At 39.9% G+C, this 20,874-nt stretch carries 26 protein-coding genes; 6 read left to right on the forward strand and 20 right to left on the reverse strand.

Annotated elements, in window-relative coordinates:
- Positions 1 to 5: 5 nt before the first annotated feature.
- The 3 genes from H1A14_RS05400 to H1A14_RS05410 are packed head-to-tail and all read right to left on the reverse strand — an operon-like array spanning position 6 to position 1,970.
- A complete protein-coding gene (locus tag H1A14_RS05400; RefSeq protein ID WP_194775198.1) occupies positions 6 to 845 on the reverse strand; it encodes a phosphatidate cytidylyltransferase in 840 nt (279 codons plus the stop codon).
- Complete coding sequence (locus H1A14_RS05405) at positions 829 to 1,035, reverse strand: putative signal transducing protein (protein ID WP_194775199.1); 207 nt, start codon at positions 1,033 to 1,035, stop codon at positions 829 to 831. The genes H1A14_RS05400 and H1A14_RS05405 overlap by 17 nt, the downstream gene beginning before the upstream one ends.
- Positions 1,032 to 1,970, reverse strand: a complete 939-nt coding sequence (locus tag H1A14_RS05410) for a CPBP family intramembrane glutamic endopeptidase (protein WP_194775200.1) — start codon at positions 1,968 to 1,970, stop codon at positions 1,032 to 1,034. The genes H1A14_RS05405 and H1A14_RS05410 overlap by 4 nt, the downstream gene beginning before the upstream one ends.
- Before the next feature lie 37 nt (positions 1,971 to 2,007).
- Here H1A14_RS05410 and dusB point away from each other — a divergent pair, with 37 nt between their 5' ends.
- The gene (gene dusB, locus H1A14_RS05415) at positions 2,008 to 2,997 is read left to right on the forward strand and encodes a tRNA dihydrouridine synthase DusB (RefSeq protein WP_194775201.1); all 990 of its coding nucleotides are present in this window, start codon (positions 2,008 to 2,010) and stop codon (positions 2,995 to 2,997) included.
- A gap of 68 nt (positions 2,998 to 3,065) precedes the next feature.
- Positions 3,066 to 3,968, forward strand: a complete 903-nt coding sequence (locus H1A14_RS05420) for a DMT family transporter (protein WP_194775202.1) — start codon at positions 3,066 to 3,068, stop codon at positions 3,966 to 3,968.
- Here the strand turns inward: H1A14_RS05420 and H1A14_RS05425 are convergent, their stop codons facing one another.
- The 9 genes from H1A14_RS05425 to H1A14_RS05465 all read right to left on the reverse strand — a co-directional run bounded on the left by H1A14_RS05425 (position 3,969) and on the right by H1A14_RS05465 (position 12,297).
- A complete protein-coding gene (locus H1A14_RS05425; RefSeq protein WP_194775203.1) occupies positions 3,969 to 5,252 on the reverse strand; it encodes a cation:proton antiporter in 1,284 nt (427 codons plus the stop codon).
- Positions 5,253 to 5,257: 5 nt separating this feature from the next.
- The gene (locus H1A14_RS05430; protein WP_194775204.1) at positions 5,258 to 5,989 is read right to left on the reverse strand and encodes a fatty acid desaturase; all 732 of its coding nucleotides are present in this window, start codon (positions 5,987 to 5,989) and stop codon (positions 5,258 to 5,260) included.
- Between the two features lie 37 nt (positions 5,990 to 6,026).
- A complete protein-coding gene (locus tag H1A14_RS05435) occupies positions 6,027 to 6,872 on the reverse strand; it encodes a 4-hydroxy-3-methylbut-2-enyl diphosphate reductase (protein ID WP_194775205.1) in 846 nt (281 codons plus the stop codon).
- A gap of 270 nt (positions 6,873 to 7,142) precedes the next feature.
- The gene (locus H1A14_RS05440) at positions 7,143 to 7,985 is read right to left on the reverse strand and encodes a phytoene/squalene synthase family protein (protein ID WP_194775527.1); all 843 of its coding nucleotides are present in this window, start codon (positions 7,983 to 7,985) and stop codon (positions 7,143 to 7,145) included.
- A 24-nt stretch (positions 7,986 to 8,009) separates the two neighbouring features.
- On the reverse strand, positions 8,010 to 9,488 hold the full coding sequence (locus H1A14_RS05445; RefSeq protein ID WP_194775206.1) for a phytoene desaturase family protein: 1,479 nt from the start codon (positions 9,486 to 9,488) through the stop codon (positions 8,010 to 8,012).
- A 4-nt stretch (positions 9,489 to 9,492) separates the two neighbouring features.
- Positions 9,493 to 10,005, reverse strand: coding sequence for an RNA polymerase sigma factor (locus H1A14_RS05450; protein WP_194775207.1), 513 nt, complete (start codon positions 10,003 to 10,005; stop codon positions 9,493 to 9,495).
- 224 nt (positions 10,006 to 10,229) lie between these two features.
- Positions 10,230 to 11,126 (reverse strand): MerR family transcriptional regulator, encoded by an 897-nt coding sequence (locus H1A14_RS05455; RefSeq protein ID WP_194775208.1) that lies wholly within the window; start codon positions 11,124 to 11,126, stop codon positions 10,230 to 10,232.
- 4 nt (positions 11,127 to 11,130) lie between these two features.
- Positions 11,131 to 11,568, reverse strand: coding sequence for a sterol desaturase family protein (locus tag H1A14_RS05460; RefSeq protein WP_194775528.1), 438 nt, complete (start codon positions 11,566 to 11,568; stop codon positions 11,131 to 11,133).
- 39 nt (positions 11,569 to 11,607) lie between these two features.
- A complete protein-coding gene (locus H1A14_RS05465; RefSeq protein WP_194775209.1) occupies positions 11,608 to 12,297 on the reverse strand; it encodes a carotenoid biosynthesis protein in 690 nt (229 codons plus the stop codon).
- 119 nt (positions 12,298 to 12,416) lie between these two features.
- On the opposite strand from H1A14_RS05465, the gene H1A14_RS05470 reads away from it, so the two are divergent.
- Positions 12,417 to 12,722, forward strand: coding sequence for a DUF4286 family protein (locus H1A14_RS05470; protein ID WP_194775210.1), 306 nt, complete (start codon positions 12,417 to 12,419; stop codon positions 12,720 to 12,722).
- 12 nt (positions 12,723 to 12,734) lie between these two features.
- Here H1A14_RS05470 and H1A14_RS05475 read toward each other — a convergent pair whose 3' ends face one another.
- A complete protein-coding gene (locus tag H1A14_RS05475) occupies positions 12,735 to 13,223 on the reverse strand; it encodes a GNAT family N-acetyltransferase (RefSeq protein ID WP_194775211.1) in 489 nt (162 codons plus the stop codon).
- 77 nt (positions 13,224 to 13,300) lie between these two features.
- Here H1A14_RS05475 and H1A14_RS05480 point away from each other — a divergent pair, with 77 nt between their 5' ends.
- Positions 13,301 to 14,071 carry a type III pantothenate kinase gene (locus H1A14_RS05480; protein WP_194775212.1) on the forward strand — a complete coding sequence of 257 codons (771 nt, stop codon included), beginning with the start codon at positions 13,301 to 13,303 and terminating at the stop codon, positions 14,069 to 14,071.
- Here H1A14_RS05480 and H1A14_RS05485 read toward each other — a convergent pair.
- The gene (locus H1A14_RS05485; RefSeq protein ID WP_194775213.1) at positions 14,068 to 14,529 is read right to left on the reverse strand and encodes a hypothetical protein; all 462 of its coding nucleotides are present in this window, start codon (positions 14,527 to 14,529) and stop codon (positions 14,068 to 14,070) included. The two genes, H1A14_RS05480 and H1A14_RS05485, sit on opposite strands and share 4 nt — an antisense overlap.
- A gap of 134 nt (positions 14,530 to 14,663) precedes the next feature.
- Between H1A14_RS05485 and H1A14_RS05490 the strand changes: the two genes are divergently transcribed.
- The gene (locus H1A14_RS05490) at positions 14,664 to 15,905 is read left to right on the forward strand and encodes a serine hydrolase (protein ID WP_194775214.1); all 1,242 of its coding nucleotides are present in this window, start codon (positions 14,664 to 14,666) and stop codon (positions 15,903 to 15,905) included.
- A 94-nt stretch (positions 15,906 to 15,999) separates the two neighbouring features.
- Here the strand turns inward: H1A14_RS05490 and H1A14_RS05495 are convergent, their stop codons facing one another.
- The 5 genes from H1A14_RS05495 to H1A14_RS05515 all read right to left on the reverse strand — a co-directional run bounded on the left by H1A14_RS05495 (position 16,000) and on the right by H1A14_RS05515 (position 18,635).
- Positions 16,000 to 16,257, reverse strand: coding sequence for a DUF6952 family protein (locus tag H1A14_RS05495; protein ID WP_194775215.1), 258 nt, complete (start codon positions 16,255 to 16,257; stop codon positions 16,000 to 16,002).
- Positions 16,238 to 16,552 (reverse strand): thioredoxin family protein, encoded by a 315-nt coding sequence (locus tag H1A14_RS05500; protein ID WP_194775216.1) that lies wholly within the window; start codon positions 16,550 to 16,552, stop codon positions 16,238 to 16,240. The genes H1A14_RS05495 and H1A14_RS05500 overlap by 20 nt, the downstream gene beginning before the upstream one ends.
- 102 nt (positions 16,553 to 16,654) lie before the next feature.
- The gene (yjjX, locus tag H1A14_RS05505; protein ID WP_194775217.1) at positions 16,655 to 17,230 is read right to left on the reverse strand and encodes an inosine/xanthosine triphosphatase; all 576 of its coding nucleotides are present in this window, start codon (positions 17,228 to 17,230) and stop codon (positions 16,655 to 16,657) included.
- Positions 17,231 to 17,287: 57 nt separating this feature from the next.
- Positions 17,288 to 17,995, reverse strand: a complete 708-nt coding sequence (locus H1A14_RS05510; RefSeq protein WP_194775218.1) for a YebC/PmpR family DNA-binding transcriptional regulator — start codon at positions 17,993 to 17,995, stop codon at positions 17,288 to 17,290.
- Positions 17,996 to 18,158: 163 nt separating this feature from the next.
- A complete protein-coding gene (locus H1A14_RS05515; protein ID WP_228527593.1) occupies positions 18,159 to 18,635 on the reverse strand; it encodes a gamma-glutamylcyclotransferase family protein in 477 nt (158 codons plus the stop codon).
- 173 nt (positions 18,636 to 18,808) lie between these two features.
- Here H1A14_RS05515 and H1A14_RS05520 point away from each other — a divergent pair, with 173 nt between their 5' ends.
- Positions 18,809 to 19,261 (forward strand): DUF4890 domain-containing protein, encoded by a 453-nt coding sequence (locus tag H1A14_RS05520; RefSeq protein ID WP_194775219.1) that lies wholly within the window; start codon positions 18,809 to 18,811, stop codon positions 19,259 to 19,261.
- A 146-nt stretch (positions 19,262 to 19,407) separates the two neighbouring features.
- On the opposite strand, the gene H1A14_RS05525 is transcribed toward H1A14_RS05520, so the two are convergent.
- Entirely contained in the window at positions 19,408 to 20,874 is a 1,467-nt protein-coding gene (locus H1A14_RS05525) for a glutamate synthase subunit beta (protein WP_194775220.1), read from the reverse strand.

A 20,874-nucleotide genomic window follows, 5' to 3' on the forward strand; every position in this document is an offset into this window, starting at 1 on the left:
AGAAATTAAAAGATTTTCAAAAATGACACGATAAAAGGAGCGGATAATAACAATCCATCAAAACGATCCATAAATCCGCCATGTCCAGGCAATCTGTTTCCTGAATCTTTGATTTCAATGCTTCGTTTAAAAAGCGATTCGATAAGGTCACCATAGGTGCCGGCAATCACAATTATGGTGGCGATGCCATACCATTTCCACGGAGGAAGAGCTTGAAAGTAATGAGAAAGAAAGTAGGCAATTAAAAGTGCTGAAGCTGCACCGCCCAGACTACCTTCCCAAGACTTTTTTGGAGAGACCCTTTCGAATAACTTGGTTTTTCCAAAGCGCGTTCCGGCAAAATAAGCCCCTGTATCACTCGCCCATAAAATCAACAAAGATCCTATGATAATCTCATAGTGAAATGAATTGTCGACAGAGAATGCCGCAATGTTGAGCAAAGCAAAAGGAACAGCTACATAAAATACCCCCAATATGGTAAAAGCAATCCCTGTAAAAGGTTTTTTATCCGATTTACGGTAGAGTTTGATGAAAAAGATAAGTGCAACTAAAGGAAAGATCAAAAAATAATACTGATGAGGTAAATTTTCTTTTTCAACCAGAAAGGACATACTGAAAATAACAATACCCAAAAAAGTCCCGAAACTTTTCAGAGGCAACATGCCGTCTAGACCACAAAGTTTGTAAAATTCCATTTGGGTAAAACCACAGATCAATCCAAATATCAGAAAATAGCACCATTCACTATACAACGTACCACCTATGATGACAACCGCTCCAATAATGGCCGTAATGGCCCTTTGTCCTAATTCACTGTAATTGCTGATATTAAAACGTGATCTCATCCTTGACGATATTGATGGCTATTAGGGTTTGTGATTCAGGTACCATGACTTCAAGGTTCCCATGAATTTGGTAGACAGACTCTTTTTTGTTTACAATGATGGCTAAAATTCCCTTTTCCTCCAAAACCCCTTTTACGATTTCTGCCCTTACCGGGGAACCTGTTTCAAAAACTTTCTGCCATTTTCTCATGTTTGTAATTTTTTCTGATGAAGGCCATCAAAGAACCTAAAGCTAATCCCAAAAACCAGAATTCCCAAAATCACCATGAACCATGAGACTCGTTCAGGTTCTCCCATGTTAAATGAAACCCAGCCAATTTTGTTTAAATAAACCATGGTGACTGTAAATGCATTGTTGATGATGTGGGCTACCATGGCGTAAAGTAGGCTCCCAGAAAAATTATACAAGTATCCGAATAAGGCTCCCAGAAAAAGTCTAGGAAAGAAGCCATAGAATTGTAAGTGTATGGCCGAAAAGATAAAAGCACTTAGCCAGATCCCTGCATGAGGGTTTCCGGTATAGGTTTGAAGTTTGGGTTGAAGGATGCCACGGAAAAGGTATTCCTCCCCTATCCCTGCCAAAACCCCAATGACCAATATTCCAAGCAAAAACTCCCAAAAACTGTCAAAATCTGTAAAAAAAAGAGTTATTCTCATCATTTCCGCCTCTTTCGCCGCGGCCCATTTTTCAAATCCACTCAAAAACTCAGGGAAACTCACTCCCATGTTCCACTCAATCACGAGTGCATTGAAAGCCATAAAGCCAAAAATCAAAGGAATCAACAACAACATCGCTCCCCACCGTACCCTATTAATTTGTTTTGGCCAGCCCAGATCAGCCCTATCGACCCATTTCACATAAATCCAGCCACCCAATAAAAAACCAAGTCCAGACCCTAGTGCCTGAAGGAACAAAAATGCCATCCGGCTGTGTTTACCAACCGATTCGCCAGCAGCAAGTTTGATGATATCCTCAAATGGTATCCCAAACAGAAAAGGAAGTAATCCTACTGCGAGCAATTGGAGCATGATCATGGTACCCAGGACGATCAAAAAAAGGGATACTAAAGATAAAAACCAGTAAGGCCTGGTGCCAATTTTACTTTGTGTTTCGTAAATCTCCATAATTGAGGTAAATTTACACGAAAATTATAATTCGAAAGTGGTTAAAATAGGAAACTTGGAATTGGGAGATTTCCCCTTGCTACTCGCGCCCATGGAGGATGTAAGTGATCCCCCATTTAGAGCAGTATGTAAGCAGAACGGGGCTGACCTGATGTACACGGAATTCATCAGTTCAGAGGGGCTGATCCGAGACGCGGCCAAAAGCGTGCAAAAGCTAGACATTTTTGAATATGAAAGACCAGTAGGGATTCAGATTTTTGGAAATGAAATCGATTCGATGCGAGAAGCGGCAGCCATTGTAGAGGCTGCAGGTCCGGATATCTTAGACATCAATTACGGATGCCCAGTCAACAAAGTGGCCTGTAAAGGTGCCGGAGCTGGAATTCTACTCGATATAGATAAGATGGTGTCCATGACAGCGGAAATCGTCAAGGCAGTGAATATCCCCGTGACCGTCAAAACCAGATTGGGTTGGGATGAAAAAACGATCAGGATAGAAGAGGTAGTGGAGCGGCTTCAGGATATAGGGATTCAAGCCATCAGCATTCATGCCCGTACACGAAAACAAATGTATAAGGGGGTGGCTGATTGGTCTTATTTGGCTAAAGTGAAGCAAAATCCAAGAATTCAAATTCCGGTATTCGGTAACGGAGACATTGACTCACCTGAAAAAGCCTTAGCATATAAGCAGAAATACGGCATTGACGGTATCATGATCGGCAGGGCAGCCATCGGATATCCTTGGATATTTAATGAGATCAAGCATTTTCTAGAAACAGGCCAAAAACTTCAGGGACCGGATTTGGAGGAAAGAATAAGGGTAGCCAAACAGCACCTTGATTTTTCAGTGGAATGGAAAGGAGAAAAACTTGGGATTCTTGAAATGAGAAGACACTATACCAATTATTTTAGAGGGATGCCTAATTTTAAGGCCTTCAGAACAGAAATGGTCACAGCTGAAAACTATGAGCAGGTTTCCGGGGTTTTAGACCAAGTGGCACAAGTGTATGCTGATTACGAGTTTTAAACCTCTTCCCAATAGCCAAGGTTAATATACAAAACAGCTGTTCTACTTATGGGTTTCCTTTATCATACATGACCGACAATTTAAAGGGAAAAGACACCCTAAAAAGCTGGTTAATGCTCATTTTATTGGCGATCATCTGGGGGAGTTCCTTTATTTTGATCAAAAAGGGCTTGTTGGTTTTTTCTCCTGGCGAGGTTGGGGCCTACAGAATCGTTTCAGCGGCATTGGTCTTGCTGCCGCTATCTATTCCAAGAATTAAAAGGCTCAATAAAAAGCAGGTTGGAAATTTAATCATTGCCGGATTGGTAGGCAGTTTCATACCTTCCTTCCTTTTTGCAATCGCTCAGACCCGACTCAGTTCATCCATCACAGGTGTGCTGAATGCACTAACACCTTTGTTTGTCGTGGTGGTTGGCGCCTTGTTCTTTGGTGCTAGGATTACCGGTATAAATGCACTGGGACTGTTCATAGCCTTCATAGGGGTCATAATTCTCATTACTGTGAAAGAGGGAAACGGATGGGATGCTTTTTCAACTATCAACTCCTATGCTTTTTTTGTACTTTTGGCCACCTTATGCTATGGTATCAACCTAAACATTATCAAGTATTGGTTTGTGGCCCTGAAACCTGTCGAAATCACAGCTATTTCTCTTATGATGGTGCTGCCTGTGGCTTTGTTGTACCTGACTGGCTGGACCAATTTTTCTTTTAAACTCCTCCATGTTGACGGAGCATGGTTGGCTGCTGGCTACATTACGCTGTTGGGGGTGGTTGGGACTGCGATAGCACTGATCATTTTCAATTTTTTGGTCAAGATTGCTACACCTGTTTTTGCAAGTTCAGTGACTTATTTGATCCCAATTGTAGCTATTGCCTGGGGGGTTGTTGATGGAGAAGTATTGTTGGTCGGGCATTATCTGGGCATCCTGGCAGTAGTGATTGGGGTTTGGATAGGAAACCGGAAAGCTTGATCAATCATTGGTTGCCCAGCTCACTGCTTTTTGGGCTGTCAAACCATGGATAAATATTGATAGTACAATTACCGTTACCGTAAATGCCAAAAGCAGCTTTTTTTGAGGAAAATCCGCTTTTTCAAAAGCATAAAGTAAATAATAGAGCGAACCTATTCCCCTAATGCCGAAAAATGAAATGACCCATTTTTCTCGAAGTAAAAGTGGGGATTTCCAGAAGGATACCATACCCGCCAAAGGCCTAATCACAAAAATTGTCAACAGGGCAATAGGAACCATGGACAATTCAAAGTCCGCTGGGAAATCCATTACAAGATAACAGCCCAAAAGCACAAACAATACGGCTATGAGGATTCTTTCCAATTCTTCAGAAAAGTCGTGAAGTGTTTCCAAATATTCGTGCTTCGATTCTACATTTCTAAAAACACATGCCGCTACAAACACGGTTATAAATCCATAGGTACTTAGCATTTCAGCGATAGCATAGGGAATCAAAGTAAGGCTCAAAGCAATGATTCCTGTAGTGATGGAAGGAAGTCGGCTTTTGGCTTGAGGTATGGAAAACAGCAATTTGGCCAAAAGCCAGCCGGTCATGATGCCGATAACCGTACCTCCTATAATTTTATAAAGAAAATCCATAACGAACCAACTTGTGAACCAATCAGTAGGTGAGATCCCCACTATCGCGATCGCAATAGCCATGTTGGTAAATGGAAATGCCAAGCCATCATTGAGGCCTGCTTCTGTAGTCAGTGCAAGTTTTACTTTTGAATAGTCTTCTTGGTCAGGGGGCGTTGTTTGGACATCAGATGCCAATACTGGATCGGTAGGGGCCAAAATGGCTCCCAATAACACGGCAGCAGCAGGCAACAAACCCATAAGCCAGTATCCCATTGCAAAACAAGCCAACATGGTGAGGGGCATGGTTACCAAAAGAAGCCGTTTGGAATCTCTCCAGGTTTCCATATCAAAGGGTCGATTTAGCTTTAAACCTACTCCTGTAAGAGAAATGATCACACCCATTTCCGTGAGGCGTTTACCCCAATAAGGTTCTTCGGCTAAATGTGGAATATTGTCTAAATAGGGAAAAATCAAAAATATTGCCACACCAAAAAGTAGGTAGATGATGGGTGCGGTAATCAGACGTTTCTCAATTATTCTAGGTAATAATCCTGCAATCAAAATGATTAAACCTATATAAAAGAGATTCACATCATATTTATCCAACTCAAAAAAATCCCAATTTCCCTCTTCGAGAAAGGCCTTGGCTTGGTAGGTATCCATTCCGCTTAATGGCTTGAAGTAATTTTCTTCTCCTCAAACTGTCTTTCTTTAACCCGCCATAAACGCCACCAAGGCGTACCTGGAGAATCGTGGTGTTCATAATGATACCCAAAAAAATAGCAGGAAATAAAAGCCCAAACATGATTTTTAGATTGCGTGCGGGAATGGTGGGTGTTCTCAGGTTGACCTTTATGTGGAAGGTATGTGCCAAAATAAAACAGCTGCAGAGTAGAAAGTACTGCCGGCAACATCCAAAAGACAATTAAATTTTCTTGAGGCACCACTAATTTTAATAGGTTGAAGGTTATGGCCATCAAAATAAACTGCCACCAGTTTACATAAGTGGTGATAAAGCGCCAATACCAAAGGAAGAAATTGCCAGAAGCATGGTAATCAGGATCAAGTTCAGTCGCCACATGACGGTGGTGTTCATGGTGCTTTGGGAAGAGTTTCCAATAAAAATTATAGGAGAAAAGAATAGCTGCAAGCCATCCAATGGCATGGTTTGTTTTTTTTCTGGAAGAAACAAGACCATGCATTGCGTCATGAGCAGTAATAAACAAACCTGTATACAAATGGGTCTGTACCAGAATGCCCAAATAAGTCCAAGGGCTTGAAAAATCCACATTCAACCGCAGCAAAACGATCAAAGAAGAAAACCATAAAGCAATCACCCCAAAAGCGATTAAAATGCCTTTTGGATCCACGTTTTTTTTTATTATGATTGGGTTGCTCATGTAACTGATTTATGAACAAGCAATTTACGACATAAATTCAAAAAGTCATGAGACTGTCTCTAACCTGTTCCATCAGCCACATGGGCGTGGAAGTGGCCCCACAAATTCCTACTGTGTCTTGGAAATTAAACCAGCTTTTTTCAAGTTGAAGGGTATTGGAAACAAAATAGGTGTTTGGGTTTTTTTCTTTGCAGACATTGTACAAAACTTTTCCGTTGGAAGATTTGGTCCCACTCACAAAGATTATTTTATCAAACTTCGATGCAAATTCCCGGAGTTCTTTATCTCTATTGGATACTTGTCTGCATATGGTGTCATTGGTATTGACAGTGATCCCGTTTTCATTTAATATTTTATTGATTTCGTAAAATTTATCTGTGCTTTTCGTAGTCTGACTGTATAAAGTAATGTTTTTCGGAAGGCTCTCCAAATTCAGTTCGTTGATATCCTGAAAAACAACCGCCTTGTTGTTGGTTTGGCCCAATAACCCGATGACTTCAGCATGGCCGTGTTTGCCATAAATATAAATGCTTTCTTTTTTGTCAAAAGAATTTTTGATTCTGTTTTGAAGCTTTAAAACGACCGGACAACTGGCATCAATTAGTGTAAGGTTGTTGGTGATGGCCAATTCATAGGTGGACGGAGGCTCGCCATGTGCTCTAATCAGAACTTTTTCACCAAACAAAGCTTTTAAATCTTCATGATTGATGATTTTCAGGCCTTTAATGCTCAACCTTTTCACTTCCTCGTCATTGTGGACAATATCTCCCAAACAGTATAAATAACCCTGTTCATCCAAGATTTCTTCTGCCATTTCTATGGCATAGACCACGCCAAAGCAAAAGCCCGAATGCTGATCAATTTGAACATTTAGATTTAACATAACCTATAAACTTTTCGAGGAATGAAATGTTTTGGGCCATGAATTAGATTCCCTGGATCAATGAATTAATCCAATATAATCATATTTTTTTTACCCTTTCTGCTAAACTTTAAGTTTTTCAGAAAAATGGCCTTTGGAAGGAATTTCACATATATTGGGAATGACTGATCGGAGGCAAGAGCAGAATTTAGGAAGAAATCATGCCGCTCATTACCAGAGACAAAACTTGAACAAGTTCTAAATGAAGAAAAAGTTAATTCCCGATTGGCTTTAATTAAAGCCGAGCTTGGTTCCGCAGTAGGTGCTGATAAGTAAGGAAATTTTTCTCGCATTTGGGATCCTGATCCGCTGTTGGGTGATGGTTTCAGGCGGAAGACCTTTGATTTTTTTGAATAGTTTCAGGTAATAAAGATAAGCCACTTTTACGCCTAATTTAGCACCGGAAGGCAAAAGGCGTATCCCTTGCAGAGCCGCATCAAAATCTCTTTGAATATCTTCTTCAATCAATGACTTGGCGGATTTGTCAAAAGTGTTGAAATCCACACCTGGGAAATATACCCGGCCTCGCTCTTCATAATCACTTTTGATATCCCTCAGAAAGTTAACTTTTTGGAAAGCGGAACCGAGTTTACAGGCAGCGTCTTTGAGGAAAAGATATTGATTTTGGTCGCCTTCACAAAAAACTTTCAAACACATCAATCCAACTACTTCGGCTGAACCATAGATGTATTCATGGTAACGGGAGTCATTGTAGGTTTTAAAATCCAAGTCCATTTCCATGCTGGTTAAGAACGCTTCGATCAAATCCAAATCGATTTGATAGCTATTGACTACCAACTGGAAGGCATGAAGTACCGGGTTAAGGCTTATTTTGTCTTTAATGCTTTTGTAGGTGTCTTTTTTGAAGGTGTGCAGCAGTTGTTTTTTGTCCTTATCATGAAAAGTATCCACAATCTCGTCCGCATAACGGACAAACCCATAGATGGCATAAATGGGCATGTGGAATTTACTGTCAAGGGTTTTGATGCCAAGTGTAAAACTTGTACTATATCTTTGAGTAATCAGTTTGCTGCATTCAAAAGTGGTTTGGTCATATAAGGCCTTGGCATCCATAAGATCAATATACAAATTTTTAAGTCAAATATTTTCTTTATCCACTTCCCTTGCCACTACATGGCCAGAAATCAGAGACGGCGGCACACCAGGACCCGGAACGGTCAATTGGCCAGTATAGTAGAGGTTTTTTACCTTTTTACTTTTTAAGGATGGTTTGAGAATGGCAGTTTGCATCAACGTATTGGCCAAACCATAAGCATTGCCTTTGAAAGCATTGTAGTCTGCTTTGAAGTCACTGTGGGCATAACTTCTTTTGTAAATCACATGTTTCCTGATTTCCTGATCGGTTAGTTTTTCCAGCCTTTCCATCACCATGTGATAATATTTTTCTCTCAACTCCTCCCCGTCTTCCAAATTAGGTGCCAAAGGAATAAGGATAAACAAATTTTCTTTCCCTTCAGGGGCCACGGTTGGGTCGGTGATAGATGGGGCGGAAACATAAAAAAGTGGCTTTTCCGGCCACCGTGGATGTGTGTAGATGGCATCAGCATGGGGACCCAGAGGTTCGTCAAAAAAAAGGTTATGGTGTTTTAGGTTTTTGAGTTTTTTGTCTATGCCTAGGTAAAATAACAAGCTTGATGGTGCCATTACCCTCTTTTCCCAATAAGTATCACTGTAATTGCTGTATTCTGGAGCCAAGAGGGTTTTATCCACGTGCTGATAATCTGCACCTGCTACCACTATATCAGCGAAAAACTTTTCACCTGTTTTTAATACCACATTGGTTGCCTTACCGTTTTTCACATTGATGTGGGAAACATCAGCATTGAGGTGCAAAGTCACGCCTTTTTCCTTAGCAAGCGCCACCATTCCTTCAATGATTTTATGCATGCCTCCATCGGGATACCATGTACCCAGTGCGATATCCGCGTAATTCATCAGGCTGTATAATGCGGGAATATTTTCTGCGGTCTCTCCCAAAAAAAGAACCGGAAACTCCATCAACCGGATGATTTTTTCATGTTTGAAAAATTGTCGGACATGCTTGGACATGGATTGAAAGATGTTCATTCTTACCATATCCCCAATCAATTTGGGTTGCGTAAATTCCATGATTGAACGACTTGGCCGATACACCAGATCCTGAATGCCTACTTTATATTTATAAGCGGCCAGTTCCAAAAATTTATCGAGTTGGGCTCCACTGCCCTCTTCTATAGATTCCAGAAGACTTTTAAAAGCGCTTAGATCGGCAGGAATATCCATAAAATCATCTTTACCGAAAATCACTACGTAGGAAGGGTCAAGCCTTTTCAGCTGGTAGTAATCCGATACATTCTTTCCGAAATGGCCAAAGTAGGATTCAAAAACATCAGGCATCCAATACCAGCTCGGGCCCATATCAAAAACAAAACCCTCGGCTTCGAACTTTCTTGCTCGACCACCGGGGGTACTGTTTTTTTCTAATAAATCCACCTTGTATCCAAGGTGCGCAAGGTGAGTAGCTGCAGACAATCCGGCAAAGCCAGATCCGATGACTACTACATTTTTTGCGGGCATATGTTTAGTTTTTGTGTCTATATACTGATAAGTCTTCCTTCAAAACTTTCCTTGCAATGTGAATTCTGTTTTTTACAGTTCCGATAGGGATTTCAAGTTTATCCGCGATCTCATGATATTTAAAGCCCTTGAAATGCATCATAAAAGGGATTTTGTAAACATCGTCCAAGTTATCAATGGCTTTGGTGGCATCTTCCATCGTAAAGTCACCAAATGCACCGTTCTCAATCAATGTGTCTCCAGAATTCAGGTAGTGGAGGTTATCTGTTGTGTCCACAAAGGTACCTCTTCTTACCATTCTTTGGTAGTTGGTGATAAAAGTATTTTTCATGATGGTATACAACCATGCTTTCAGATTTGTTCCATCTGTAAACTTGTCTTTATTGGTAAATGCCTTTACAATGGTGTCCTGCATCAGGTCATTGGCATCATCCATGTCTCTGGTCAACTTCAGGGCAAAAGGCTTGAGTGACTTGGATAGTTTTTCTAAGGAGTAGCTAAATTCAAGAGTCGTCATGGCTGTGTATTTTTGTTTAATCAAATATAGAAACTATTAAACAAACCACAAAATATTTGTGTAATAAATTTTAAAAAAGATTAAACAAAAACTAAATACACGCATGTTTAATTGTCTAAAATAGGCGATTCATCTCGAATTTAAGGGTTTTGAGCTAAAATCGCACAAAAAAAAAGCGGAACAATAAATATCCGCTTTGTTGAAAAAAAACTTGAAAACATTAATTATTTTTCTTGAGGCACTTCTTCGAGCTGTTCCAAAAACTCCTTAATGTTCCTAATGTAATGCATGATTTTTACATTTTTTGGGAAATTCAGATCCTGTCCTAAGACTTGGTAGCCAGATAAAATGATTTCCGCATTGCTAAACCTTTCACTGAGGGCATCAATATAATCTTGAACATATTCCGAACTTGGAGAAGTGGTGATGACCGTGAGGAGGTAATCGGGTTTATGGAGATTATAAACAGAAAGCAAGTCATCATTCGGAGTGCTTTGTCCCAGGTAAACCACCTTATGACCTTTGGATTTGATAAGATAAGCTGCAAAAAGAATGGAGACCTCATGCAATTCTCCTTCAGGTAAATAAAGCAGAAATTTTTTTCCACCGCCTTTATAAATTTGACCGTCAATGGCCACAATAAGTTTTTGCCTGACCAGATTGCTAATAAAATGTTCCTGTGCCGGATTTATTGCTCCTGTTTGCCATAACACGCCTATTTTTGACATAAAAGGATAAACGACATTCATCATGGTCTGTTCAAAGCCCAATTTAAGTATGTTGGTCGACAAGACCTTGTCAAATCTTTCCTCATCCATCTCAATCATACAGATGGTGAGCGCATGGATTTGATCGTCATGGGTGAGTGTCCTTTCGGTAAGCTTGACCACTTCTTCCCGGATTTCCGGAGCTGACATGTTGGCTATCTTGCTGATCTTAAAACCATTGTCATTCAGTAAGGCCACATTCAGGATCAACTTGAGGTCATCATCATCATAGAATCGAATATTGGTGTCCGTCCGCTTTGGTGAAAGCAAATTGTAACGTTGTTCCCATATTCTCAAGGTATGGGCTTTGATTCCTGAAAGCTGTTCGAAGTCTTTGATTGAATAAGTACTCACATCGTTAATCTTTAAAATATTTTTTCGGCACAAGGAACAAACCAAATGAAACTGCGCCTTCTTTTTTGTTGGTGGCATGATGGGCCTGATGTGCCCTAAAGATTCCTTTAAGGAATTTATTTTTAGGTTTATCCAACCATTTCACTCTTCTGTGTATCAAAACGTCGTGAAGGATAAAATAGCAGACTCCATAAAACGAAATGCCCAAACCAATCCAGAATCTTGCATCCAAAGATTCAAGACCTAGGAAAATCAGTGCGACTGCCACTGATCCAAAAAGGAATGAAAACAAGTCGTTCAGCTCAAAAACCCCAACGGTTTTTTGATGATGTGTCTTATGAATCCTCCAAAGTGGTCCATGCATTAGAAATTTATGGATTATCCATCCGGATAATTCCATAATCGCAAAACCTACAATGAAATACAGTAAAGCGTACAACATCATAAAATCAACTTTTTTGATACTAAATTGTTCAACGATCTATACAATAAGTGTCAATACGGTAAAAAATAAAATCAAATTGATTAGCAGAAAGGTGGCCAAAGGGTTCTTTTTTCTGAAATCAAGCTTTCGGTATATCAAATGTATCAAAAAAGCAATAGCAAACCAGCCATAATAATTTGAAAAAGGAATATTATCCGTATGCCATTGCCAATAATCCAGTCCAATGGCCACAGGTTCTATGATAAAATCAATCATGACCATCAGCAATGCCCCCATCCCTGCAGCCAGCCAGTCATTCTCGATACGCAGGTTGAACAATTCCCCTGTAATGTAAACCAGCAAAAACCAATTCACCCCAATGATGAGTGGGACTTCCAGCCATTTTAGACCCAAGACATTACCATAATTGTAATCACCAAATATCAAACCGGTTTTGACCCCTAGGACCTCAGATCCAAAACCGATAAAAAAAGCCAACAATGAGAAAGAGAAAAAAGCAATTCGCCAGTCCCGGTGAAAAAAAAGAATCAACAGCGTGCATAGTATCAAATGAAAAGGAGTTAGAAACTTAAAGAATGGCCTTACACTCGGAATAGCCATCCCGATTACCCCTGCAAGGTGAAGCAGAACGATAAATCCTTTAAATAAATGAACCCGATCAACCTCATATTTTCCAATTTTGATGGTTTCTTTTCTCCTTTTTCTCCTCATAATTACTTTATTCATTTCTCTGCCTTAGGCCAAAGAAACTTCCGTGTTGCTTCTTCCAAATACTTTGCAGGCTGCTTAAGACCGCAATATTTAATTAACTTTGCGCAAAAATAATCATTAAAGCCTAATCTATCATGATATTATATAATGTTACCATCAATATTGAAAAAGAAGTAGAGGAGGAATGGAAAGCTTGGATGAAAGAGGTCCACATTCCAGATGTAATGGCTACAGGCATGTTCCAAGACAAAAAGTTTTACAAACTTTTGCATGAAACAGAAGATGGAGGGATCAATTATTGTGTTCAATATTTTGCGGCTAAGATGGAAGATGTACAACAGTACCACGCACAGCATGCACCTCGTCTGCAAGCCGAAGTACAAAAACACTTCAAGGACAGGTTTGTTGTCTTCAGATCACTTTTGGAACTGGTAGACTAGGAGCCATGGGCCTTAGGCTTCTGAATGACCAAGTATCTGCTTGATGTTTTGAGATTGTAAATGACAATTGAGCCAGCCACTTTCCATTTCTGTCTGATACTTATTGTAAAAATTGATAGCAGGTTCATTCCAGTCCAAAACCTGCCACATCATGCCTGTACAGTTTTCTTCCAGAGATTTTTTCATGACTCTCTCAAATAGCACCTTACCGGCACCTTTCCCTCGTTCCAATTCTGTGATGATGTAATCTTCCAGATACAGCCTTTTACCCTTCCAGGTACTGTATCTGTAATAATAAATCGCAGTTCCAATGATGCTCTCGGATCCAGCTTTGGTCAATACAAAAAAACCATATACCGGCTCAGGCCCGAATCCATCTTTAAGCATCAGCTCTATTGAATTGGTAACCTGTTCAGGGGCTTTCTCATAAAGAGCAAGTTCTTGAATAAGGGCAAAAACTTGCGGAATATCCTCTCTTTTTCCTTCTCTAACAATGTACATGGCCTCAAATTAAAGAAAAATAAAAATACTTTTATACAGTTTTATATCTTTGGTTTGTGTGACCTAATATTTAAAGTATGTTTTTATCCATAGATGCTGGTAATTCTAATATTGTTTTTGGTTTCTTTGATCTGAGAATAAAGAAATGGCGGTATGAATTTAGGATCGAAACCCAAAAAAATTTACCACTTGTTTTGCTTGAATCCAAAATCCATTTGTTCCTCTTAGAAAACAAGATCAAAGTGGGGGAGATCAATGGGGTAGGCATCAGTTCAGTGGTTCCAGAAATCAATGATCTGTTGTTGCAATTCTGCCAACAGTTTTTTGGGCAGGAAGGGTATTTGATCCAAGGCAAGAGTTACCTAAAACTTTTAGTTTCTACAAAAAGGCCAGATGAAATAGGGACAGATTTGATGGCCAATATGACGGCCGCATATGATCTTTTCAAGCAAACCTGTATCGTGGTGGATTTCGGAACCGCTCTTACGTTTTCAGTCGTAGGAGAAAACGGAGAGGTTTTGGGTGTAAACATCGTTCCAGGGCTTAAAACTGCCATAAAGGCTCTCTTTATGAACACAGCCAAACTTCCTGAGGTGGAGCTGGTTTTACCTCCCTATACCCTAGGTCAGAATACTGTCCAATCTATACAGGCAGGAATTCTTTACGGTTACACAGGTTTGGTCAAAGGCATGCTGACCTACATCCGGAAAGATTTAAAAAGTCCCTATAAGGTCATTGCTACAGGTGGCTTGTCCTCTATTTTGGAGCACCTTCATGATGAATTTGATTTGGTTGACCGAAATCTTACCCTTACTGGAATCAAGTTGATACGAGAAGCCAATGTTTAACTGGCAACGCTTATTCGGACAACATTGGATTCAAATGTTTGGTTGTTTCTATCCAACAAGATGGCTTTGACATCATAACTAGTCCCTCGGCGGTACGCTTCTTCTATGGGAAATTCATATTCAAAAATAAATGTATTGGCCTCAGGACCTGCGATAAACTCCATTCCTTCCTGGTTCCTTGGGAATATTTTTGTAAAAACTATGGATTTAGCTCCAAATGACCTATCCTCGAACTCAATTTCAAGGATAGATGGGACGATTAAAGAACTGACTGTGACAGTAAACGCAAAATTTTCATCGTCTTGCTGGTAATCACTTTCCCCGCTGTTTAATCTGATCCCAACCAACCCCGGATCTATTGGATCAATTGGAGTGGTTCTGCTCAGGCAGGATCCCAAGAGCCCGGAAAGAATGATCACAGTAACCAATAATTTGGTAATTGACTGAATATTTTTCATAATTACGACAATCAAGCACATGCTTGTAAGTATCCACAAATGTAATAGAACTGCTCTATCTATCAAACCCATGCTATATACCCAATTTTGAATAAGAAAGTTTATATTAGCCAGTTGAAACACCGCATACAATCATGAAAAAAATTTTATTCCGGATAGCAGGAATCGTTTTGCTAGCTGGGTTTTTCCAGGCTTGTTCCCAAGAAAAACAACCATTTCAAGAAATTGAAGATGATTTCCCGGCTTTAAAAAATGTTCTGGAGCAGGCGGATAAATATCCATTTCAGATCATCTACACCCAGGTAATCAGGGACAGAGACAATCAACCTACTTTCGAGGATTTCCCATTTAATTTAGATGAAAACAAGTATTTTTACCCTGCAAGCACGGTTAAACTTCCGGTTGCCTTGCTGGCCTTGGAATGGTTGAATGAAATCAATGTAGAAGGGCTTAGCTCTGCCAGTATCATGCTTACTGATTCGGTAAGGCCAAGTCAGATTCCTGCCCTTGTGGACTCGACTTCAGAAACAGGTACTCCAAGTATAGCCCACTATGTCAAAAAAATTCTTTTGGTAAGCGATAATGATGCATACAATAGATTGTATGAACTTCTCGGCCAAGATTACATCAATGCCAAACTAAATGAAAAAGGCTTCAAAAATACCCTGATTAACCACAGGCTAAGCATGCCCATGAGTGATGAGGAAAATAGGCATTTTAATCCTGTTCGGTTTTTAAATAATTCAGGGGAATTATTGCTTCAACTTCCAGCGAGAAAAACCGAAGAAATTTATAGCAATCCAAATAATCCCAAACTCGGAGAATCTTATTATTCTGCTGGAGAACTGGTGGAATCACCCATGGATTTCACCTACAAAAACCGATTTAGTCTGGAAGATATGCAAGGTGTAATGAAGCGATTAATTTTCCCGGATAATTTTCCTGAAAGCCAAAGATTTCATTTGTTGGATGAGGACCGGGAAATGGTGCTCCAATACATGTCAATGGTACCCGGCGAAAGCCAATATCCCAGTTACGACAAAGAGACCTACTATGACAGTTATTCCAAATTTTACAAATTCGGAACTAACAAAGAGCCCATACCTGAAAATTTCAGGATTTTTAACAAAACAGGAATGGCCTACGGGCATTTGTTGGATTATGGATATTTTGTTGATTTTGACAATCAGGTGGAATTTTTGGTGTCGGCAGTCATCTATGTCAATGAAAACAACACACTAAATGACAACGACTACCAGTATGAGGAAGTAGGTTTCCCATTTTATAGAGATTTGGGTGAATACCTCTACCAGTTTGATCTAAATAGAAAACGCAGGTATCCTGCTGAACTTAATTCTTTAAGGTATCAAAATTAATAAAAAAGGCATGCTTCGTTAAAGCATGCCTGCACACAAACTTGATAATTGGTTGATTGGGTGATGCAACTTGATCCACCAAGAATTGTGTGAATTACTTGTCTATAGCTCCCATGACCCGTTTCATAAACGCATTCATGGCATCTTTTTTATCCATTCCTCCCTTGATCATTTGGTGCACTTCTATGCTCCCGTATAAGTTTGAGAGCAATTCTCCCATTACTTCTAATTCTTCATCTTTAAGTGTGGAAATATCACTCATGGATTCCAACAACTCTATGGTTTCATTGACCCAGTCTTCATCGTTCTGCTCAATGAAACCGAGTACATGCTTAATTATCGGCAATCTCATTGATTAGATCTTTAAGTGCCTCTTCTTTATTGCTCTGTATTTGACTGACCAGTTTGCCGTTTTTAAAACTGGCAAAAGTGGGAAGATTGGTTACTTCTGCCAATTTCCTCGAGCCAGGAAATTTTTCAGCATCTACATAATAGAAAGCTACTTTTTCAAAATCATTGCTCAATCGCTTCATTTTTGGTTTCATGATTCTACAAGCCCCGCACCAAGCAGCACCATATTGTACGATCACGTTGTCATTTTCATTAACGACTAAATCTAAATTATCTTTTATTAATTCGTTTAACATACAAGAGTTTTTATCAATTTTATTTTGCAAAGGTAGATATTATAAAATCTAAAATCCAATTGATAAAATCTATGGAGGCTTTGAGTTTTCTTCAATGGGTGTTTAGGAATAGATAGTGGGATTCTTGAATGGAATCAAACTTAAAATAACTGCTTGTTTGTAATAATCTTTTCTTTCTACTAAGCCATCGGTTAATATTCCCACTGCCCCACTTCCCTGTTTGGAATTTTCTTTGTTAAAAAAGGCATCATCAGCTTCACCCAATTCCATCCCGTTATTCAAAATAAGGTCTGAGATCACTTTGGGTAAGAAAAAAGTAGCGGTCTTGGATTTGCCTATTTTACCCGATTGATCCATAGTGACTACCCATGCAAAAGCCATTAACTCCTCGTCCCTTTTTTCTACTCCGCCTTCAATGCCCACCCAGAAATCGGCTTCTGGAAAAGCATTTTTCGAATTAAAAGCCCTATTGAAAGCTCCCTGATAGGTGTCCTGATCTCCAAAAGGCTGATCTTTAATGCCAGAGTCTACGGATAAACCCTGGATGATAAACCCTTCCTCAAAGGTAGATTCAAACGCCTGATCTACCGCAAAAATCTTAACTGGATTTTTGGATCCAACTATGATCAATTTTTCTCTTTTGCTTTCTTGTATATTTTTTCTTTTGGGAAAAGACATGAATTGTGGTTTTGTGAATGGAAAGGCTAAAAAAGATTATGTACAAGATAAGGATTTTTATGCCATGTTGTGAAAAACATTAAGCACATCGTCATCTTCGTCCATTCTTTCAATCATTTTATTGATTTCTTCCTCCTGTTCTTCATTGAGTTCCACCGTGTTCGTGGGAAATCTTTGAAACTCAGCATTGGTTACCTCAATGTTTTTTTCCTCCAAAGCTTTTTGCATGTTGCCAAAATCCTCAAATGCCGTATACACAAATATTTCCCCTTCATTTTCATCGATATCGTCCAAGCCATGATCAATTAGATCAAGCTCCAATTCTTCCAAATCGTAATCACCCAAAGGAAAACGGAAAACTGCCTTTCTTTCAAACATAAAACTTACCGATCCTGATGTCCCCAAAGAACCTCCTGCTTTTGAAAAATAATGCCGGACATTGGCCACCGTTCGGTTCCCATTGTCTGTGGCTGTTTCTACAATGACCGCCACTCCGTGAGGTGCATACCCTTCATATACTACTTCCTCATAGTTTTTCTCATCTTTATTGGAAGCCCTTTTTATAGCCGCCTCAATCCTATCTTTGGGCATGGATACCCCTTTGGCATTCTGAATGACCGTTCTTAGCTTGGAGTTGGTTGCCGGGTCAGGGCCACCTGATTTGACAGCCATGACGATTTCCCGACCTAATCGGGTGAATGCTTTGGACATTTTTGACCAACGCTTGAATTTTCTTTCTTTTCTAAATTCAAATGCTCTTCCCATTTCTCGATATAAATTTTAAGAAAGTAAAATTAATAAATCTTTTATTATCACAAGTATGGCGCCAATACAACTTTTGTGTAGGGACAAGAGCAGGCTTTTCTCTATCCTCATACCTTTCACAGACAACCAATATGGCAATTTAGTTAAAAGTAAATGGCCATGGCTAAAATACATTTGAAGGGCCCGCCCGGTTGATCAATTGGGCTAGGTAACCACTTGCAATCCCTAATTCCTTGGCGCCCTTTAAAATGGTAGCCATGTAATGGGCTTCAGGATAGATGGCGGACACATTTTGTTTGGAAGAAAAAGTATAAGCTTCTAAGACGCCTTGGTAAGTCTTTATCGGCACTTTTATCCATTCATATCCCGGTTCTGAATCCATAAGAAAGGACTTATTTTCATTTTCTAACTGGTATACGGCACCATACACATTTTCATTGGGGCTTATGATGATGTTTCCCCGAGCACTGCCATCTCGGTTTGGGTGGTTAAACCGAAAACCATAACCTCTCAAGACCGCAATACCTAAAAAGGCAAATTCCCCCTTAATTCTGTCCTGGAAGGTTTCTCTATCAAGGTTACTCGCATAAGCAAAATAAAGTAATTTTTCAGAATTCATGCGCTGTGGTTTGTTTTTCATGGAATTTAAATAAAGCCGATTATAAAAGTAGAATTTATTTCGGGGCAAAACCAAAAGGGAATGGGCTAAAAGCTTAAACCGAATTAACATTCATTAACAAATGATTCCAATACGGGATTAAACTTCTGACCCGACAAGCTATCTAATACCTGAAAACCAAAACGAAATATACCATGAAAAAGCTATTGTTTATTGCCATGATGATTGCCCTAGTCAGCGTACAAGCTCACGCTCAGCGCCAAGGAGGCCAAAGAGGAGGAGAGGTCAATCCAGAAAAAATGGCCGAAAGAATGACCGAAAGGCTCAACGAAAATTTGACATTGAGCGAAGAACAAAAGAATCGGATTTATCAAATCAATCTGGAGCAAGCCAAAAGCAGGGAAGTCCAAAGAGAGGCCCAAATGGAGCTAAGGAAAAAACATAGAGAGGAGATGAAAGCACAACAAGAGGCTCATCAGAAAAAAATAGAGGATGTTTTGACAGCAGAACAGCAGGAAAAATGGACTGAAATCAGAAATGAACAACAAGTTCAAAGAGACAGAATCAGGGATGCCCGTGGAAACAAGGATGGAGACCGAATGAGGGAATTCAGAAGAAAAAGGCCAAGTGGACCTGACAACAAGTAATTAAATTGGGTTAGATTAAAAAGTTCTACATAGGACTCATAAAAGGAGGAAGTCATTGGCTTTCTCTTTTTTATGTATCATAAAAAAAACCACCCAAAAGGTGGTCTTTTTTCCAAACTAAACTTAAAAACAAACTGTATATTCAACTAAACATTTTCTAGGGTTTGAAAATGGGAATGGTCTTTTTGAGGTAAATTTGATTTTCCCATCAAAAACTCATCCACCCTTACTGCTGCTTCTCTTCCCTCTGAAATGGCCCAAACCACCAAAGATTGGCCCCTTCTCATGTCTCCCGCAAGAAAGACCTTTTTCTTAGAACTTGAATAATTTTTTGATTTGGGAAGACCGTTTTCCATGAGCTCTACGCCAAATGACTCGAGAAGACCATTTTTTGATGGCCCGGAATACCCGATGGCAATAAATGCCAAATCACAGGGAAGTGTTCTTTCGGTTCCCTCTATTTCTTCAAATTGCATGCTGCCATTTTTCTCTGTCCATGCTATGTCCACCAATGTCAGTCCATTTACTTGCCCTTTCTCATCCACAGTAAATTCTTTGGTCAAAACAGACCATGAACGCTCTACCCCTTCTTCGTGTGAACTGGAGCTTCTAAGGGTCATGGGCCATTCCGGCCAAGGATTGAGATTGGTTCTTTGCTTGGGGGGTTTTGGCAACAATTCCAATTGAAGGATACTTGCAGCCCCGTGTCTGTTGGAGGTACCAATGCAGTCACTTCCAGTATCTCCACCTCCTATTACTATCACATGTTTACCTTTAGCCGAAATCGGGTTTTCATCCAATTCCCCTGCTATGACCTTGTTTTGTTGGCCGAGAAATTCCATGGCAAAATGGACGCCCTTGCTATCATGCCCTTTAATTCTTAGTTCTCTGGGTTGAGCAGCTCCTGTGGCTAAAACAACTGCATCAAAATTTTGAAGGATGTTTTCTGCTTTGATATTAAACCCAACTTCAGTTTCAGTGGAAAAAATGACACCTTCTTTGGCCATGAAGTCAATACGCCGATCAATTACCCATTTTTCCAATTTGAAATCAGGAATGCCATAGCGAAGTAAACCTCCCACTTTGGCATCTTTTTCAAAAACAGTCACTTCATGTCCAGCCTGGTTGAGTTGATCTGCAGCCGCCAGTCCAGCAGGCCCCGAACCAATGATAGCCACATTTTTTCCAGTCCTTACTTTAGGATGCTTTTCTTTTACATGTCCGAGTTCATAGGCTTTTTCAGCAATATGTTTCTCGATCAATTCTATGGTAACTGGATCTTTGTTGATGCCCAGTACGCAACTGGCCTCACAAGGCGCCGGGCAAATCCTTCCAGTAAATTCCGGAAAATTGTTGGTGCTTCTAAGTATGTGGAAAGCATCCTCCCATTCCTTATTGTATACTGCGTCGTTAAACTCAGGAATTACATTGCCCAGCGGACAGCCTTGGTGGCAAAAAGGGATGCCACAATCCATACAGCGGGCAGCCTGTTTGTTTAAGGTATCCTCTTCTAGAGGTAAATAAATTTCTTTATAATCATTGACCCTTTGTTCAGGATCCCTTGATTTTTCCAGCTCTCTATTGTATTTGATAAATCCGTCTTTCGATGCCAT

The sequence above is a fragment of the Pararhodonellum marinum genome, from assembly GCF_015354735.1.
Classification (GTDB): Bacteria; Bacteroidota; Bacteroidia; order Cytophagales; family Cyclobacteriaceae; genus Pararhodonellum; species Pararhodonellum marinum.

Excerpts from the sequence above, each read along its gene's own strand:
- H1A14_RS05450 (WP_194775207.1), bottom strand. The coding sequence starts at position 10,005 with ATGACGACTCTTGAATTTAGCTACTCCTTAGAAAAACTATCCAAGTCA.
- H1A14_RS05495 (WP_194775215.1), bottom strand. The coding sequence starts at position 16,257 with ATGAGATTGCCGATAATTAAGCATGTACTCGGTTTCATTGAGCAGAAC.
- H1A14_RS05460 (WP_194775528.1), bottom strand. The coding sequence starts at position 11,568 with ATGTTGTACGCTTTACTGTATTTCATTGTAGGTTTTGCGATTATGGAA.
- H1A14_RS05420 (WP_194775202.1), top strand. The coding sequence starts at position 3,066 with ATGACCGACAATTTAAAGGGAAAAGACACCCTAAAAAGCTGGTTAATG.
- H1A14_RS05445 (WP_194775206.1), bottom strand. The coding sequence starts at position 9,488 with ATGCCCGCAAAAAATGTAGTAGTCATCGGATCTGGCTTTGCCGGATTG.
- H1A14_RS05405 (WP_194775199.1), bottom strand. The coding sequence starts at position 1,035 with ATGAGAAAATGGCAGAAAGTTTTTGAAACAGGTTCCCCGGTAAGGGCA.
- H1A14_RS05440 (WP_194775527.1), bottom strand. The coding sequence starts at position 7,985 with ATGGATGCCAAGGCCTTATATGACCAAACCACTTTTGAATGCAGCAAA.
- H1A14_RS05430 (WP_194775204.1), bottom strand. The coding sequence starts at position 5,989 with ATGAGCAACCCAATCATAATAAAAAAAAACGTGGATCCAAAAGGCATT.
- H1A14_RS05400 (WP_194775198.1), bottom strand. The coding sequence starts at position 845 with ATGAGATCACGTTTTAATATCAGCAATTACAGTGAATTAGGACAAAGG.
- H1A14_RS05485 (WP_194775213.1), bottom strand. The coding sequence starts at position 14,529 with ATGAAAAATATTCAGTCAATTACCAAATTATTGGTTACTGTGATCATT.
- H1A14_RS05475 (WP_194775211.1), bottom strand. The coding sequence starts at position 13,223 with ATGTACATTGTTAGAGAAGGAAAAAGAGAGGATATTCCGCAAGTTTTT.
- yjjX (WP_194775217.1), bottom strand. The coding sequence starts at position 17,230 with ATGTCTTTTCCCAAAAGAAAAAATATACAAGAAAGCAAAAGAGAAAAA.
- H1A14_RS05435 (WP_194775205.1), bottom strand. The coding sequence starts at position 6,872 with ATGTTAAATCTAAATGTTCAAATTGATCAGCATTCGGGCTTTTGCTTT.
- H1A14_RS05515 (WP_228527593.1), bottom strand. The coding sequence starts at position 18,635 with ATGAAAAACAAACCACAGCGCATGAATTCTGAAAAATTACTTTATTTT.
- H1A14_RS05425 (WP_194775203.1), bottom strand. The coding sequence starts at position 5,252 with ATGGATACCTACCAAGCCAAGGCCTTTCTCGAAGAGGGAAATTGGGAT.
- H1A14_RS05510 (WP_194775218.1), bottom strand. The coding sequence starts at position 17,995 with ATGGGAAGAGCATTTGAATTTAGAAAAGAAAGAAAATTCAAGCGTTGG.
- H1A14_RS05500 (WP_194775216.1), bottom strand. The coding sequence starts at position 16,552 with ATGTTAAACGAATTAATAAAAGATAATTTAGATTTAGTCGTTAATGAA.
- H1A14_RS05470 (WP_194775210.1), top strand. The coding sequence starts at position 12,417 with ATGATATTATATAATGTTACCATCAATATTGAAAAAGAAGTAGAGGAG.
- H1A14_RS05465 (WP_194775209.1), bottom strand. The coding sequence starts at position 12,297 with ATGAATAAAGTAATTATGAGGAGAAAAAGGAGAAAAGAAACCATCAAA.
- H1A14_RS05480 (WP_194775212.1), top strand. The coding sequence starts at position 13,301 with ATGTTTTTATCCATAGATGCTGGTAATTCTAATATTGTTTTTGGTTTC.
- H1A14_RS05410 (WP_194775200.1), bottom strand. The coding sequence starts at position 1,970 with ATGGAGATTTACGAAACACAAAGTAAAATTGGCACCAGGCCTTACTGG.
- H1A14_RS05520 (WP_194775219.1), top strand. The coding sequence starts at position 18,809 with ATGAAAAAGCTATTGTTTATTGCCATGATGATTGCCCTAGTCAGCGTA.
- H1A14_RS05525 (WP_194775220.1), bottom strand. The coding sequence starts at position 20,874 with ATGGCATCGAAAGACGGATTTATCAAATACAATAGAGAGCTGGAAAAA.
- H1A14_RS05490 (WP_194775214.1), top strand. The coding sequence starts at position 14,664 with ATGAAAAAAATTTTATTCCGGATAGCAGGAATCGTTTTGCTAGCTGGG.